General features: G+C 70.2%; 14 protein-coding genes. 5 read left to right on the forward strand and 9 right to left on the reverse strand.

Annotated elements, in window-relative coordinates:
• Positions 1–77 precede the first annotated feature (77 nt).
• The 3 genes from IT184_10285 to IT184_10295 all read right to left on the reverse strand — a co-directional run bounded on the left by IT184_10285 (position 78) and on the right by IT184_10295 (position 3,492).
• Positions 78–1,355 carry a hypothetical protein gene (locus IT184_10285; protein ID MCC7009194.1) on the reverse strand — a complete coding sequence of 426 codons (1,278 nt, stop codon included), beginning with the start codon at positions 1,353–1,355 and terminating at the stop codon, positions 78–80.
• A gap of 7 nt (positions 1,356–1,362) precedes the next feature.
• Positions 1,363–2,502, reverse strand: a complete 1,140-nt coding sequence (locus IT184_10290) for an MFS transporter (protein MCC7009195.1) — start codon at positions 2,500–2,502, stop codon at positions 1,363–1,365.
• 297 nt (positions 2,503–2,799) lie between these two features.
• A complete protein-coding gene (locus IT184_10295; GenBank protein ID MCC7009196.1) occupies positions 2,800–3,492 on the reverse strand; it encodes a lectin in 693 nt (230 codons plus the stop codon).
• A gap of 138 nt (positions 3,493–3,630) precedes the next feature.
• Between IT184_10295 and IT184_10300 the strand changes: the two genes are divergently transcribed.
• Positions 3,631–4,674 (forward strand): YkgJ family cysteine cluster protein, encoded by a 1,044-nt coding sequence (locus tag IT184_10300; protein ID MCC7009197.1) that lies wholly within the window; start codon positions 3,631–3,633, stop codon positions 4,672–4,674.
• 21 nt (positions 4,675–4,695) lie between these two features.
• Here the strand turns inward: IT184_10300 and IT184_10305 are convergent, their stop codons facing one another.
• Positions 4,696–5,982 (reverse strand): 6-phosphofructokinase, encoded by a 1,287-nt coding sequence (locus IT184_10305; GenBank protein ID MCC7009198.1) that lies wholly within the window; start codon positions 5,980–5,982, stop codon positions 4,696–4,698.
• 8 nt (positions 5,983–5,990) lie between these two features.
• Positions 5,991–7,634, reverse strand: a complete 1,644-nt coding sequence (gene pruA / locus IT184_10310) for an L-glutamate gamma-semialdehyde dehydrogenase (protein ID MCC7009199.1) — start codon at positions 7,632–7,634, stop codon at positions 5,991–5,993.
• An 83-nt stretch (positions 7,635–7,717) separates the two neighbouring features.
• On the opposite strand from pruA, the gene IT184_10315 reads away from it, so the two are divergent.
• Positions 7,718–8,074, forward strand: a complete 357-nt coding sequence (locus tag IT184_10315; GenBank protein MCC7009200.1) for an STAS domain-containing protein — start codon at positions 7,718–7,720, stop codon at positions 8,072–8,074.
• A 35-nt stretch (positions 8,075–8,109) separates the two neighbouring features.
• Here IT184_10315 and IT184_10320 read toward each other — a convergent pair whose 3' ends face one another.
• Positions 8,110–8,646 (reverse strand): ferritin, encoded by a 537-nt coding sequence (locus IT184_10320; protein MCC7009201.1) that lies wholly within the window; start codon positions 8,644–8,646, stop codon positions 8,110–8,112.
• Between the two features lie 66 nt (positions 8,647–8,712).
• Here IT184_10320 and IT184_10325 point away from each other — a divergent pair, with 66 nt between their 5' ends.
• On the forward strand, positions 8,713–9,540 hold the full coding sequence (locus IT184_10325; GenBank protein MCC7009202.1) for a DUF3014 domain-containing protein: 828 nt from the start codon (positions 8,713–8,715) through the stop codon (positions 9,538–9,540).
• 246 nt (positions 9,541–9,786) lie between these two features.
• Positions 9,787–10,560, forward strand: a complete 774-nt coding sequence (locus IT184_10330; protein ID MCC7009203.1) for an acyl-CoA desaturase — start codon at positions 9,787–9,789, stop codon at positions 10,558–10,560.
• A gap of 110 nt (positions 10,561–10,670) precedes the next feature.
• On the opposite strand, the gene IT184_10335 is transcribed toward IT184_10330, so the two are convergent.
• The 3 genes from IT184_10335 to IT184_10345 are packed head-to-tail and all read right to left on the reverse strand — an operon-like array spanning position 10,671 to position 13,441.
• Positions 10,671–11,768: a DUF3810 family protein gene (locus IT184_10335; GenBank protein ID MCC7009204.1), complete on the reverse strand. Its 1,098-nt coding sequence runs from the start codon at positions 11,766–11,768 to the stop codon at positions 10,671–10,673.
• Positions 11,765–13,012, reverse strand: a complete 1,248-nt coding sequence (locus IT184_10340; protein ID MCC7009205.1) for an NAD(P)/FAD-dependent oxidoreductase — start codon at positions 13,010–13,012, stop codon at positions 11,765–11,767. The genes IT184_10335 and IT184_10340 overlap by 4 nt, the downstream gene beginning before the upstream one ends.
• Before the next feature lie 12 nt (positions 13,013–13,024).
• Positions 13,025–13,441: a chromate transporter gene (locus IT184_10345; protein ID MCC7009206.1), complete on the reverse strand. Its 417-nt coding sequence runs from the start codon at positions 13,439–13,441 to the stop codon at positions 13,025–13,027.
• A 171-nt stretch (positions 13,442–13,612) separates the two neighbouring features.
• On the opposite strand from IT184_10345, the gene IT184_10350 reads away from it, so the two are divergent.
• Positions 13,613–15,646, forward strand: coding sequence for a molybdopterin-dependent oxidoreductase (locus IT184_10350; protein MCC7009207.1), 2,034 nt, complete (start codon positions 13,613–13,615; stop codon positions 15,644–15,646).
• The last annotated feature ends 45 nt before the right edge of the window (positions 15,647–15,691 follow it).

Raw genomic sequence — 15,691 nt, forward strand, 5'->3', positions numbered from 1 at the left:
GCGCCACGACCTCGGGTCTCGTTCCAGGCGCGGGATGACGTGCGCTGCGCGCTCGCCGCGCGCGACGTGGCCGACCGTCAGCGCAACAGCACGGCCGCGGATCGCGCGGGCAGCGTCAGCGCACGCACCGGCTCGTACGTCAGTGTGCCGCCGACATATCGGCCGCCGCGAACGGAGTCGTCGGTCACCAGCCCGCCGCCCGATGGCCGGACGAGACGAAGCGGCGCCGTCCACCCGACCGACACGGCGCGATCGTCCGGATTCACGAGCGCGAGGCCATCCGCGAACTCTCGTTTGTACACGCCCTGCCAGCGGTAACGCTCGATGTCGGCCGGCAGCGGATCGACCGCGCCGCCGATGGGCACGTCGTACTCCGGATAGAAGTACACACCGGCACCGGCGTTGTTGATGAACGTGCGACGTCCCTTCACGAGCAGGTACGACGCGAGGAGAAAGAGACGTTCGGCAGCATCGCGCGGGTAGGCCTGCGCGATCACGAACTTCCCCGCTCGCGTGAACTCGAGCGCGCGGTTCATCGCGAGCCGCCAGTCGACGGGCGACAGCCCCAGCGTGAACCCCTCGAACATCGCGCCGTCCGCTCTCGAGTACTCGGGCCACCACCACGTCGTCGCCAGCGTGACGTTCGGCACGAACATGAACCGCTCGGGCTCGGCGGCGAACCGGTCCGCCACGTACGCCATGAAGTCGGCTTTCTGCTGCCGCCACGTCGGCCCGCCGGCCCAGGCAGCGGGATCGGCTGGCGCCGGGCCGGCGAAGCGCGCGTCGGGCGGCGTCACGCCGTAGCCAGAGACCCCGGCATCGAAGCTGTCGGCGAACACCCCTTGGGCGCCGGATGCCCGCATGTCCGCGATCACCGAGCCGGCCCAGTACTCGCGAAAGCCGCGGTGCGTGAGGTCGTGGATGTCCCAGTTGCTCGTGGGCTCGTGGTGACGCCGGCCCTCGGCGTTGTGGAGAAACCAGTCTTCGTGCCGCGTGACCTCGTCCCAGTCCGAGCTCCACCGATCGCCGTGGACATACGCCGCCGGGCCAGACGACGATCCGAGACGATAGTGCAGCAGGACCCATCGAGGATTCACGCGCCGGAATCGCGCGTTGTCCTCGCGGCGCATCTTCTGCGTGCCGGCGTAGCGCGTGGCGACGAACCGCACGAGCGCGTCGGAGTAGCCCGGCTCGAGCTGATCGGCGAACAGGTGGATGCCGTCGGAGGTATTGGGCAGCCAGTCGCGCGGGTCCGCTTGCGGCCGTTCGTTGCCGGCGACACGGCCTGTTCCGCCGAGCGCGAGCGTGGCGGCGATCGCGGCGCCGGTCACGCGATACGCGATGCCACGCGTCACGCGCGGCTCACGCTGCCGCGCCATCGCCCCGAGGGAACAGCGCCCCTCGCGACATCAGCGCACCGACCGCGGCGAGCAGCGCCGCCGTCCAGGCCCAGGCCGTGAGCCACTGGCGTTGAATGAGCCAGCCGGCCACGACGGGCGCCACGATCGACGCCATCGACATGAGCGCTTGCGTGATGCCGGCGACGATGCCCTGCTCGTGGCGGCCGGCGTGCTGGGTAATCAGGCTCGTCACCGCCGGCCGGATGACGCCGTTGCCGAACGCCGCGAACGTGCCGGCGACGAGCAGCAGACCCGGGGCCGCAGCGAACCCGAGGCCGAAGTACCCGAGCGCGAGCACGGTGAAGCCGCCGGCGACCAGCGCCGACTCGCCGAACCGATCCACGAGCCGGCCAATGAGGCCGCCTTGCAGGATGATGCCGAGGAGCCCGACGTAGCCGAAGAGGACGCCGATCTCGCGCGGGCCGAACGGCCGGCCGTCCCAGGTGAACCGGCGCTCGGCGAAGAGCGCGAAGCCGGAGATGAACAGCGAGAACGCCGTGATGAAACAGAGGAACTGGAGCAGCCTGCCGCGCAGCTCCGGCCGGCCGAAGTACGTCGTGTAAGTGCGCCAGTGGAAGACCGCGCGGCGCTCGTCGAACGCGCGATGACGGCCGGCGCCCTCTTTCAGCAGCGTCGCCGTGCAGAGGATGCTCAGCGCCGACATGCACGCCGCGAGGTAGATCGGGGTCGTCATGCCGTGGTGCGCCGCGAGGAACCCGGTCAGCGAGGGACCGATGAAGAACCCGATGCCGAACGCGACGCCGATCAGGCCGAAGGCCTGCGCCCGCTGGTGCGGCGGCGTCGAGTCCGAGATGTACGCCTGCGCGAGCGAGAGGTTGCCGGCCGTCGAGCCGTCGAGTACCCGCGCGAGATACAGCACCCACAAGGTGTGCGCTCTGGCCATCACGAGGAACCCGAGGAACGTGCCCGCCTGGCTCACGAGCAGCATCCGTTTGCGCCCGAATCGATCGGACAGGTTGCCGATGACCGGCCCAGAGACGAGCTGACAGGCCGCGAAGACCGAGACCAGCAGCGTCGCCTGCAGCGGCGTCGCGTGGAACGTCTCGGCGTAGATCGCGAGCAGCGGCAGCACGAGCGTCATCCCGAAGACGTCGACCAGCACGATGAGGAAGACGGGCAGGAGGAAGACGATCGGATGTGCCGTTGGAAGCGGCGGGGCCGCGGCCGCGTGCGGAGCCGGGCCGGCGTCCGGCTCAGCGTGTCGGGACGAGGTCTTGCGGCTCACGTTCACCAGTATCGGCCATCGGGACGGTTGATCCCGCGAGAGCGGCTCGGCGTGCTCGGGCGGCGGTCGGTTGTCGCACCGCAAAGACGAACGCCGGCGCCGACGCCTCCAGGACGTCGGGCCGGCGCGTCGTGCGAGTCGAAACGGTGCGCCTCAGTTCTCGGCGAAGCAGTAGAGGTAGCCGTTGCCGCCGGTCGCAATCAGATCGGGCTGGCTGCACCCGCGGGACGCGTGCACGGAGTTCCACGACGTGTTGCCGCCGCCGGTGCGATCGGTGTGGCCGAGCTGCGCGCGGCCGCCGCTGTTGCTCGTCCAGTTGCTGCACGTGTGATCCTGGCCGTCGGTGTAGGCGCGGCCGTCCGGCATCGAGCCGGTGAGGATGTCGTGCTGGTTCGGCTGATCGCCGAAGCCCTTGACCGCCTCGGCCTTCTCGGTGAGCGCCGTCATCTTCGAGAGGTTGTTGCCGAGCCGCGCCTCGTCGAGCGTGTCGCCGTGCAGGTGCGACAGGTCACGCGCGACTTGCGCGCCGCGCGCGTTGTGCCACGGGCCCTTGCCGATGCGATCGCGCGCGTTCACGCGCGGGTTGTCGGTGCTGAGATACGCCCGCCACGTGCGGCTCCCCTGGCCGGCCGCGGCCCCGAGCTTCTGGCAGTGTGCGTCGGCCCCTTGGAGCCCGCCGAGATTGCCGCCGTCGCCGATCGGCTCGCTCGTCACGAAGAACGTCATGGGCGCCGGAGGGCCACCACCACGCTGCTGCGGAGCGGCGGTGAGATGCGCGAGCACGAATGACGAGACGGCCAATCCGGTCGTCACGGTCAGACGAAGAGCGTATTTCCTCGTGTCCATCCTGATCCTCCAGTTCCGGGCTAGTTATAGCACAGCGTCCTCCGGCCGATGCCGGCCGGGCGCGCGCTCGGCCGGCGCCGGGGCCGCACGATCCCGAGCTGCGCGACTAACATACGAGGGTCCCGCGAAGCGGGTTGCATGCACGGGTCCGTTCGCGTCCGCTCGATTCGCGTGCTGTCGGTGCACGCGCCTTACCGCTGTCAGCACAGCGGCGCCTGCTGCACGTCCGGCTGGCCCATTCCCGTCGAGCGCGATCGAGTGCCGGCACTCCAGGCCGCGCTCGCCGACGGACGGCTCACGTCCAGGTCGCCGGACGGCGATCCCTTCATCTTTCCGGCCGCCGCCCCGGCCGGCAGTCCAGCCATCGTCCGCTGGCACGACGAGGGGTGCACGTTCCACGACGGCGGCCGCGCGCGCTGCCGCGTGCACCGCGCGCTCGGGCACGCCGCGCTGCCGCTCGCCTGCCGCCAGTTCCCGCGTGTGTCGGTGCTGGATCCGGCCGGCGCGGCAATCACGCTCTCCCACTACTGTCCGACCGCCGCGGCGCTGCTCGACGCCGACCAGGCCAGCACGACGATCGTGCGCAACGCCCCGGCCTTCGCGCCCGACGGCGAGTACGTCGGGCTCGACGCGCGAGAGGCGCTGCCGCCGCTGCTCCGGCGCGACATGCTGATGGACTGGCCCGCGTGGTGGGCGTGGGAACGGCGGGCGACCGATCACCTCGGCCGCCGCGAGATTCCGGTGGATCGCGCGCTCGCGGACGTCGAGCATCTCGTCGAACGCGTGCGCGCCTGGTCCCCGGATCACGGACCGCTCGAGGGGGCCGTCATCCGGGCGTTCGACGACCTTCGCGGGACCGCGCCGGCCCGGCGCGCACGGCCGGGCCCGGACGCGTTGATCGACGACGTGCTCCAGGCCGTGCCGCGGGACTTTCGCCCGGCACACCTGGAGCGGACGACAGGCGTGGCCGAGCACGTGCGCCGCCGGTTCCTGGCGGCGCACGCCTTCGCCAACTGGACGGCGCACCTCGGCGGCGGACTGCGATCCTGGCTGCGCAGCATCGACGCCGCCGACGCCCTGCTCTCGCACGGCGTCGGCGTGCGTCAGGCCGATCTGCTGCTCCGGCACCTGGCGGACCCGCACGAGCTGACGGCGCGGTTCAGCGAGGCGGAGGATCGGTGATCGGCCGATCGGCCGGCGCGCCTAGCGCGCGTCCGTCAGCACGAGCGGCGCGGGCTCCTGCTCGACGAGATAGCCGAACTGCTCGCGGAACCGATCGGGCGTGAGCTTCGCCGCCTCTGCGATCCGGACGAGCGCGTCGGCGTCGGCGATGTCGTCCTGACGCAGCCGCACCATGTACCGGCGCGCGATGGCATAGCGGGTGGAGTGGATGTCGACGAGGCGCACCCGCGTGCGGCCCGTCTCCGGATCGACCATCTGCGAGAACGGCACCGGCACGAAGTGCCCGCCCTGCAGCGAGATCATCGACGCGCTGCCGCCCTCGATGAGGTACTTCGCGGCGCAGTAGCCCAGGTCGCGCGTGTACTCGATGTCGAACGGGATCGGGTCGGCGCAGCGAAGCTCGTAGCCGATGTTCTTCTCGGCGATGGTCGCCTTCAAGCCGAGCTCCTTCAGCCGCGCGCCGACGCGGGCCTTCAGGATCTCTCCGAGGTTGATCTCCGCCAGCCGGATGTGGCCGTGCTCGTCGCGCTCCGCGCTCTGCAGGCTCTCGAAGTCCTGCGGGTCGATCGCGAGCGACACGCCCTCGGCGATCACGGCGACGCCGTCGCGGCGCCCCAGGCTCATGCGCTTGATGATCGACGCCGCCAGCGTGTCGACGAGCGTCTTCAGCCGGAGCGGCCGCGAGAACTCCTCGGTGATGAGCGTGACGGTCGCGCCGGCCGCCTTCCCGATGCCGAGCGCGAGGTGGCCGGCGGTGCGCCCCATCGCGACGACGAAGTACCAGCGCGAGGTGGTGCGCGCGTCCACCATCAGGTTCTTGACGATCTCGACGCCGTAATGGCGCGCCGTCTGGTAACCGAAGGTGTCCACGTACGGCGGCAGATCCAGATCGTTGTCGATCGTCTTCGGCACGTGCACGACGCGCACCCGCCCCTGCGAGTGCTCTTGGACCTTCATCGCGGAGAACGCCGTGTCGTCGCCGCCGATCGTGATGAGCTGCGACACGCCGAGCGCCTGCAGCGAGGACACGACGGTGTCGAGGTGAACGGGGTTCCTGGTCGGGTTCGCTCGGGCCGTGCCGAGAATCGACCCGCCGCGGAAGTGCATGCGGCTCACGGCGTCGTAGTCGAGCGGGCGCACGTGGCTCGTATCGCCCTGCATGATCCACTGGAAGCCGTCCTGGATGCCGAGCACGTCGAGGCCTTCGAGACGCGCGCGGATGGTCGCCGCCGTGATGACGCTGTTGATGCCGGGTGCCGGCCCGCCGCCGACGAGAATGGCCAGTCTGCTGGAATGCGCTTCAGTCATAGGTGTGATCAGTCCGCCGTCATATGAGGGTAGAGGTGCTCGCGAGGCGGCGCGAACGTCTCCTTGGTCGCACGCGCGTTGACCCAGCGGAGCAGGTTGAGCTTCGAGCCGGCCTTGTCGTTCGTGCCCGACGCGCGGGCGCCGCCGAACGGCTGCTGGCCGACGACCGCGCCCGTGGGCTTGTCGTTCACGTAGAAGTTCCCGGCGGCGTACCGCAGCGCGCTCGCCGCGTCGCGAATGGCCTGCCGGTCGGTGGCGAACACGGCGCCGGTCAGCGCGTACGGCGACGTGCGCTCCACGAGCGCGAGCGTGTCGTGCCAGCGCCGGTCCGGGTAGACGTACGCCGTCAGGACCGGACCGAAGATCTCCTCGCGCATCAGCCGATGGCCGGGGTCCGTCGTCTGCACGAGCGTCGGCTCGATGAAGTAGCCCTCGCGCGCATCGGCGCCGCCGCCCTGGAGGATCCGCGCCGTGCGCTTCGCCAGCGCGAGGTAGCCGCTGATCCGGTCGAACGCGGCCCGATCGATCACGGCGCTCAGGAACGTGTCGAACTGCCGGACGTCGCCCAGGCGCATCGTCTTCATCATCGCGATCAGCCGATCGCGCACCGGTCCCCACAACGACCGTGGCACGTACACGCGGCTCGCCGCCGAGCACTTCTGCCCCTGGTACTCGAAGGCGCCGCGGGCGAGCGCGACCGCCACCTCCTGCGGGTCGGCCGACGCGTGCACGATCACGAAGTCCTTGCCGCCGGTCTCACCGACGAGCCGCGGGTAGGATCGGTAGCGCCCCACGTCGCGGCCGACGGCCGCCCACATGCCGTTGAACACGGCCGTCGATCCGGTGAAGTGCACGCCGGCCAGGTCGCGCGAGGCGAGCACGACGTCCGTGATGGCCGCCGCGTCGCCGGGCACGAGGTTGATCACGCCGGCCGGCAGGCCCGCCGCCATCAACGCCTGCATCACGGAGTAGGCGCTGGCGACGGTGGTCGACGCCGGCTTCCAGATCGCCACGCCGCCCATCATCACCGGCGCGGTGGCCAGATTGCCCCCGATGGCGGTGAAGTTGAACGGCGACACGGCGTAGACGAAGCCTTCGAGCGGCCGGTACTCCGACTGGTTCCACACGCCGGCCGAGTTGCCCGGCTGCTCGGCGTAGAGGTCCGCCGCGAACGCCGCGTTGAACCGGAGGAAGTCCACGAGCTCGCAGGCGGCGTCGATCTCCGACTGGTGCACCGTCTTGCCCTGGCCGAGCATCGTCGCGCTGTTGACCGTGGCGCGCCAGCGGGTCGCGAGGAGCTCGGCGGCCTTGAGCAGCACGGCCACGCGATCTTCCCAGGGCCAGGCCGACCACGCACGGTGCGCCGCGAGTGCGGCATCGATCGCGCGGCGCACGTGGCGCGGCTCGGCCGCGTGCCACCGCGCGAGCACGGTGTGGTGGCTGAACGGCATCACCGCGTCGCGCGTCGCCGACGTCCTCACCGGCTCGCCGCCGATGATGAGCGGGATCTCCATCGGGCCCGCCGACATCTCGGCGAGGCGCGCCTGCAGTTCGAGACGTTCCGGCGACCCCGAGAGATAGGTCCTGGCCGGCTCGTTGAGCGGAAGCGGAGGTTGCCGTCGCGCCGCCGCGGCGGCGATCGGATCGGCCATAGAAACCGTCATTCTACCGGCCAACGGCCCGGAGCGGACAAGGTCCGCGCCGTCTTTCGGTACAATGTGGGGCCGAGGCGCTTGTGGCACAGGTTCGAGAACGTCTCGAGGGCGGCATCGGGATCATCGAACTCGCCGGCCGGTTGACGGTCAACGATCAACCCGGCCTGTTGAAGGAGGCGGTCGCCCACGTCGTCGATCGGGGCGCGCGTCACGTGCTCGTGGATCTGTCCGGCGTGCCCTACATCGACAGCACGCGGCTCGGCGAGCTCATCGCCGCGCACGTCACGCTCAGCCGCCGCGGCGGCCGGCTGCACCTGTCCGGCACGCCGCGCCGGATCATCGACCTGCTCGTGCTCGCCGGGCTCGCGGACGTGTTCGAGCGGTTCGATTCGCTCGAGGACGCCACGCGCGCGCTCAGCCAGACGCAGCCGTCCTGAGCGGCGCCATCGCACGCGGCGACGGCTGCGGAACGCTAGTCCCGACTCGCCCCCTGGTGGTGCTCGCCGCCCTCGCCGTCGTCTTCCGGCCGGCGGGTCCCGAGCTCCCGATCGAGGTCGAGCAGCGATGCGGGGTCGTCGCGCACCATGTGCAGCTTCGCGACGATCTCGCGCGTCGTCTTCTCTTCCTCGACCTGCTCGGTGATGAACCACTGCAGCTCGGCCATGGCGGCGAAGACCTTCTCGTGGAACGCCAGCTCGTACAGCGCGTCGATCTGGCGGCTGACCTGCTCTTCCTGCGCGAGCGCCGTCTCGAAGACTTCCACGATGGACGGGAACTCGCTGCGCGGCTGATCGATGCCCGGCAGGCGGACGGCGTGGTTGCGCGCGAGCACGAAATCCAGCAGGCGCGTACCGTGGCCGAGCTCTTCCGCGCTCTGCAACCGGAGCCATCGGCCGGCGCCCATGAACTGCCGGTGCTCGCACCAGGCGGCCATCGAGAGATACGAGAACGCCGCGGCGAACTCGGCGCCGATCTGACGGGTAATCGCGTCGAGCAACGCTGGTGTCATGGCGGCAGTATTGTACAGAACCGGGCGCGATGTCGAACCCAGGTATAAGCTCGGGAAAGGCCGCTGATGCCGATTGACGACCTCCCGCTCGACCGCCCGGCGTCGCTGACGCCGGGCGCCGCGCCTCCCCCGTCGCCGTCCCCGTGGCGATGGGTGGTCGTGGGGCTTGGCGGGCTCGCGGCGGGCGCGCTGCTCACCTTCTGGTGGCTCGGCCGATCGCAGCCTCCCACGGCAACGCCGGCGCCGACGACGGCGACCGACATGGCGGTCGCCTCGAATCGCCCGAAGCGACAGTTCCTCAGCCTGCCCTCGCTCGACGCGTCCGATACGCTGCTCGCCGAGCTCGTCGCGACCCTGTCGCGGCACCCCACGCTGTCGCGGCTGCTCGCGACGAAAGGGCTCGTGCGAAGCGCGACGCTGGCCGTCGTCCAGATTGGCGACGGCCGGACGCCGGCCGCCCCGCTCGAGACGCTGCGGCCCGCAACGCGGCTGAGGTTGAGCGGCGCGTCACCGTCGCGCGTCGATCCGAAGAGCTACGCCCGGTGGGATGCCGCCGTCGGCGCCCTCGTCTCGATCTCACCCGCCGACGCCGCGCAGCTCTACGTCAACGTCAAGCCGCTCTTCGACCAGGCCTACATCGAGCTCGGCCATCCGGCAGGCGACTTCGACAACGCGATCGTCGAGGCCATCGCGATGCTCGACGATGTGCCCGAGGATGCCGAGCCGGCGCTGTTGGAGCGGCACACTGGCGGGTACTACGAGCACGTCTCGGACACCTTGAAGGCGCTGCCGCCCGTCCAGAAGCAGTTCCTGCTGATCGGTCCGGACCACCGCCGGAAGATCCAGGCGTGGCTGCACGCTTTTGCCTCGAATCTCGACCTCACCCTACGCTGACCGTCTCCCGATCGGCGCGGCTTCGCACCCGTTCGCGGTCCGGCGCGGTGCGAGCCTGCCCGCCGAGCCACCGACCCGCTGCCGGCCGACGCCGCCCGATGCCCGCCGATGCCCGCCGATGCCCCGCGATGATAGACTGATGCGGTTTTGTCCTGATGAAGGACGCAGACAGGGCCGTGAGGCGCGCCGGGAAACAGGTGAATGACTGAGGCAATCATCAAGCGAAAGAGTTACGACCTGGGATCGATGCTCCCGTTCATTCTGTTGCACGCATCGGTGCTGCTGGCGCTGACGGTGCCGTTCTCGGCGGAGATGATCGCGTGGTTCGCCGGCTCCTACTTCCTCAGGATGTTCGGCGTCACGGGCGGCTACCACCGCTACTTCAGCCATCGCTCCTACAAGCTCAACCGCTTCTGGCAGTTCTGGATGGCGTTTCTCGCGCAGACCTCGGGCCAGAAGGGCGTGCTCTGGTGGGCCGCCCATCACCGCGATCATCACCTGCACTCGGATCGCAAGACGGACCTGCACTCGCCGGTGCACGAAGGGTTCTGGTGGTCGCACCTCGGGTGGATTCTCTCGGACGAGTACGACGTCTACGATCCCAAGCGAATCGCGGACTTCAACCGCTTCCCCGAGCTGCACCTGCTGGATCGGTTCCACCTGGTGCCCTTCTTCCTCTACGGCGCGGTCATCTGGTGGCTCGGCGGCTACTCGGCCTTCGTGTGGGGCTTCCTCGTGTCCACCGTGGCGGTCTACCACGGCACGTTCCTCATCAACTCGCTCACCCACATCTGGGGAACGCGCCGATTCCAGACGCCCGACGAGAGCCGCAACAACTTCGTCCTCGCCATCGTGACGATGGGCGAGGGCTGGCACAACAACCACCACTACTACATGTCGAGCACGCGTCAGGGCATCCGTTGGTGGGAGGTCGATCTGACCTACTACCTGCTGCGAATGCTCTCGTGGGTCCGCATCGCGAGAGACCTGCGCCCCTTCAGAGCCGTCGCCCACGACTGAGCACCACTGCACCGGTCGGCGAATCCGCACGCCGCCCGTGCTGCGGCGCGTCCTGAAGTGTTAGGAGAGCTGCGCGATCCGTCAGGTGAACAGCCGCCGGCGATGGGCGATCACGGCCGTCCCGTTCCGGCACTCGTCATCGATGCGCGGATCGGCTCGGCGAGGATCAGCCTGAGCGCGCGGCTGTAGCTGGCGGTGCCATCGGCCACACGGTTGGCCTTGAGGTACCGATCGTAGACTTCCGACGCCGCGTGCTGGATGCGCGGCTGCCGGCGCTGCAGCCGGCGGCCGATGGCTTCGAGATCGCCCCGCACCTTCTCGTCGAGCGAGGGCCAGACGTGGCGGCGATCCGCAGGCGGCAGCGCCGCCGCTGCTTCGAGAATCAGGTACACGCTCCCGCTGTAGGCGAGCTCGGCGGGTCCCTGCATACACGCGAAGAACCCGACGGCGCTCGCTTCGGCCTCGTCGGCAAGGCCGGCCAGGTGTGACCATTCGTGCGCGAGCACGGACGCGCGCTCGAACGGCAGCAGCTCGGGGTGCACGAGCGACTCGAGCGCCAGCGGGTTGACCATGCCGTCGACGCCCGCGCGCGTGAAGAACGGCGTCAGCAGCAGCGAGAACTTGGGACGGCCAGGGCGGCTGAGCGGCGCGAGCTGCAGCGTGCGGAGCGCCGCGTTCAGGCGCGGATAGAGCCGCTCGGCGAGCGCCGGATACTCGACCGACGCGGCAGAGGCGGCGGGCCGGACGCGCGCGGCGAGCGCGCCCGCGTCGGCAATCGCCGTCCGCAACGCCGCCGAGCTGGTCGCCGACTCACCTCCGCTGCCGAGCCGGGACTCGAGCGGCAGGCGGCGATAGTTGCAGCCCCACGCGCACATGAAAAGCGCTACCACCACGGCTGCCGCGCGCACGGTGCGCCGCGCCCCCTCCCAGACCACCGCGAGCACGCCTCGGCGCGAGACGCCGTTGAACAAGCGCACGAGGCGGAACACCGCCAGCGCCGTCGCGCCGCCGATCAGCAGGTCCATCACGGCGATCGGCACGAGGTTGCTCGCGGCCGTCAGGGTCCACTGCAGCCGCGGGTACACGCCGCGCGAGTAGAGCGCGTCGACGACGGAGGCCGGCCACGGCGTCAGGAAGAGGGCCGCGGCGAACAGACTCGACGCCAACCATCCCCACACGCGCACGTGGGCCCTTCCCGCGCGTGTCATGCGTCCTGATGCGTGATGAGACGCACCGATCGTTGATACGTCGTGTACGACACGGCCCACTGCACCAGCACCGAGAGGCGGTTGCGGAATCCGATCAGCTTGACGAGGTGGACGAACAGCCAGAAGAGCCAGGCCGGATAGCCCTTCATGCGGAAGCGCGGCATGTCGGCGACGGCGACGTTGCGGCCGATCGTCGCGAGATTGCCGTAGCTGCGGTACGCGAACGGCTGCCGCGGCTCGCCGCGCAAGGCGCGTTCGATGTTGGCGGCCGCGTGTGCCGCCTGCTGGATGGCGACCTGCGCCACGCCGGGCAGCCACTGGCCATCCGCCCCTCTCAGCGCCGCGAGGTCGCCCACGACGCTGATCTCCGGATGCCCCGGCACCGTGAGATCGTCGCCGACGAGCACGCGCCCGGCGCGATCGAGCGGTGCGCCGAGCGAGGCGCCGAGCGGCGAGGCCTCGATGCCCGCGGCCCAGAGGATCGTGCTGGCTTCGATCACTTCGCCGCCGACGTGCACTCGTCCGGGGGCCACGTCGGTGACGAAGCTGTCGGTCCAGACCGCGACGCCGAGCCGCTCGAGCGCCGATCGCGCGTAGGCCGACAGCGGTTCCGGGTACGTGCCGAGCACGCGCGGGCTGCCTTCGATCAGAATGATCCTCGCGGCCTCGGGCGCGATCGCCCGGAAATCGTGCGCGAACGCGTGGCGCGAGATCTCCGCCAGCGCGCCGGCCAGCTCGACGCCGGTCGGCCCGCCCCCGATGACGACGAAGGTCAGCAGGCGGCGCTGCTCGCGCGGATCGGCGGCTCGCTCGGCCTCCTCGAAGGCCACGAGCACCCGCCGGCGCATCTCGAGCGCATCTTCCAAGGTCTTCAGGCCCGGCGCGTACGGCTGCCAGTCCCGATGGCCGAAATACGAATGGGTCACGCCGGCCGCGACGATGAGGTGGTCGTACGTGACCACGCCATCGTCCAGCCTGACGGTTCGCGTGGCGGGATCGATGCCGGTCACATCGGCGAGCCAGACGCGCACGTTGCGCTGCTTGCGGAGAATCCAGCGAATCGGCGACGCGATGTCGCCCGGAGACAGCGCCGCCGTCGCGACCTGGTAGAGCAGCGGCTGGAAGACGTGGTGATTGCGCCGATCGATGAGCAGCACCTCGACCGGCGCGTCACGCAAGCCCTTCGCCGCGCTCAGCCCCCCGAATCCTCCACCGATGATGACAACCCGGGGTGCATCGGCCATCGGCAGCGGCGGCTACTCGTGGTAGAGCGGGCGGATCTGAAAAAGGATGTACAGGCCGATCAACCCGCCCACCACGGCACCGACGAGGCTGCCGCTCAGCAACGAGTGCACGATCCCCACGAGCTGTGAGTAGAACAGCAACCGCCAGGCCGACATCTTTCGTTTGAACAGTCCAGGGAGCGCCATGACGAGCAACGCGACCTGGACGAGCAGCGCGATGACGGCGAGCCCCCAGCCGGTGGCGTAGTTGAGGCCGGCGAACGGCACGAACAAGGTGCCGATGCCGAGCACCACCAGCAGAGGCGGCAGCAGGATCACGAGCAGGACGATCGAGATCCAGGGACCGTACTTGACCAGCCATTCCCTGGCGCCATCCGGGATCTGAAACGGCGCCTTCTTGACGAGATAGAAGTCCAGAAACCCGATCAGGTCTTTCGGTGCCTGTTCAGCATCAGCCATGGGGGCGACTCCTCCGCGCTCGGCGCAGTATACGCGCAGACTCGCGGCACGGCGCTCGGCGCCCGGCGGCAGTGCGTCCCGCTCCGCTTCCCCTCGCCGCGCCCTTTGCCCTCAGCCGCTCGCCTTCGTACACTGTGGCGCATGGCCACCGACCGGATCAGCCCGCCTCGTTCCTGGGGGCGATCGACCGTCACGACGGCGTGCCCGCTCGACTGCCCGGACTCGTGCAGCCTGTCGGTCACGGTGGAACGCGGCGAGATCGTCAAGATCGACGGCAACCGGCATGCCCCGTCGACCGATGGGTACATCTGCGGGAAGGTCCGCCGGTTCGATCGGCGCGTGTACAGCGGCGAGCGCCTGCTCCATCCGCTCGTGCGCACCGGTCCGAAAGGCACGTCGTCGTTCGAGCGGCTCACCTGGGACGAGGCGATCGATCTGCTGGCCGGTCGCATTCGGCAGGCCTCGAGCGAGTTCGGCCCCGAATCCGTGCTGCCCTTCTACTACGGTGGCTCGAACGGCCTCTTGACGAGCGACTACGAGGACGCGCGCTTCTTCCGGCGGATCGGCGCGTCGCGGTTGGCGCGCACGGTCTGCGCCGCGCCGACCGGCGCTGCGGCGCTGGCGATGTACGGCAAGATGCCGGGCGTCGCCTACCCCGACTACGCCGCCGCCCAGCTCATCGTCATCTGGGGATGCAACGCCTCGGCCTCGGGCATCCACCTCGTGGCCCACATCCGACGGGCACAGCAGGCCGGTGCGCGGCTGGTCGTGATCGATCCGCGGCTGACGCCGCTCGCGCGGACGGCCGACCTGCACCTGCCCGTGCGGCCCGGCACGGATCTGCCGGTGGCGCTCGCGCTCGTCAACGCGCTGTTCGAGCACGGCCAGGCCGACCTTGCGTTTCTCGATGCTCATGCAGACGGTGCGGACGCGCTTCGCCGCGCCGCATCCGCCTGGCCGCTCGCGCGGGCCGCCGACGAGGCGGGCGTGCCCGTCGCGGACCTCGAACGTCTGGCCGCGTGGTACGCGGCGGCCTCTCCGGCGGTCATTCGCTGCGGCTGGGGCCAGGAACGCAACCGCAACGGCGGCTCCTCGTCGCTCGCGATTCTGGCGCTGCCGGCGATCGCCGGGAAGTTCGGCGTTCGCGGCGGGGGCTACACGATGAGCAACTCCGCGGCCTGGGGCGTCGACACCGAAGCGCTCATCGGCACGCCGGCGCCCGCGTCGCGGGTCATCAACATGAACCAGCTCGGAGGCGTGCTGACGGAGCCGCTCGATCCGCCAATCAAAGTGCTGTTCGTCTACAACTGCAATCCGCTCTCGACGATGCCGAATCAGAACGGCGTGCGGCGTGGGCTGGCGCGCGAGGATCTGTTCACCGTCGTGCACGAGCAGGTCATGACCGACACGGCGACGTTCGCCGACCTCCTGCTGCCGGCGCCGACGTTCCTGGAGCAGTACGACGTGGCGCGCGGCTACGGCGCCTACCACTTCCATCTCGTCCAGCCGGTGATCGCGCCAATCGGCGAGGCGCGCGCGAACCAGGACGTCTTCCGGGAGCTCGGCCTCCGCCTCGGCGTGAGCACCGACGACGCGCTCGGCGAGGCGGGCGCGATGATCGATCTCGCCTCGCGGCTGCCGGAGGGCATGGGCACGGCGCTGCTCGAAGCGGGGCAAGTGCCCGCGCCCCATGACGGACGGCCGGTACAGTTCGTGGACGTGCATCCTCGCACGGCCAACGGCCGCATCCAGCTCCATCCAGGCTCGCTCGCCCGCGACGCCGACCTCTACGCGTATCGGCCGGATCCGGCGACCGCGCGCTGTCCGCTGGCGCTGATCTCGCCGGCCAGCGAGCACACGATCTCGTCCACGCTCGGGGAGCTGCGCCCGGCCATCGCCCAGGTGAAGATCCATCCGCACGACGCGGCGCCGCGATCGATCGCCGACGGCGATGCGGTGCGCCTGTTCAACGACCTCGGCGAGGTGCAATGCCACGCGAGCGTGACGCCGGAAGTCCGGCCCGGCACACTGGCGATGCCGAAGGGCCTCTGGGCTCGCAGTACGTTCAACGGCTCGAGCCCGACGGCGCTCGTCCCCGACAGCCTCACCGACTTCGCCGGCGGCGCCTGCTTCAACGACGCGCGTGTGCAGATCGAGCTGCTGGGCCGGCACTGAACGCGCCTGACGCCGCCGGCGGCCGCGGCGCTTCGGAGTAGACTG

This window comes from Acidobacteriota bacterium (genome assembly GCA_020853395.1).
Classification (GTDB): Bacteria; Acidobacteriota; Vicinamibacteria; order Vicinamibacterales; family SCN-69-37; genus JADYYY01.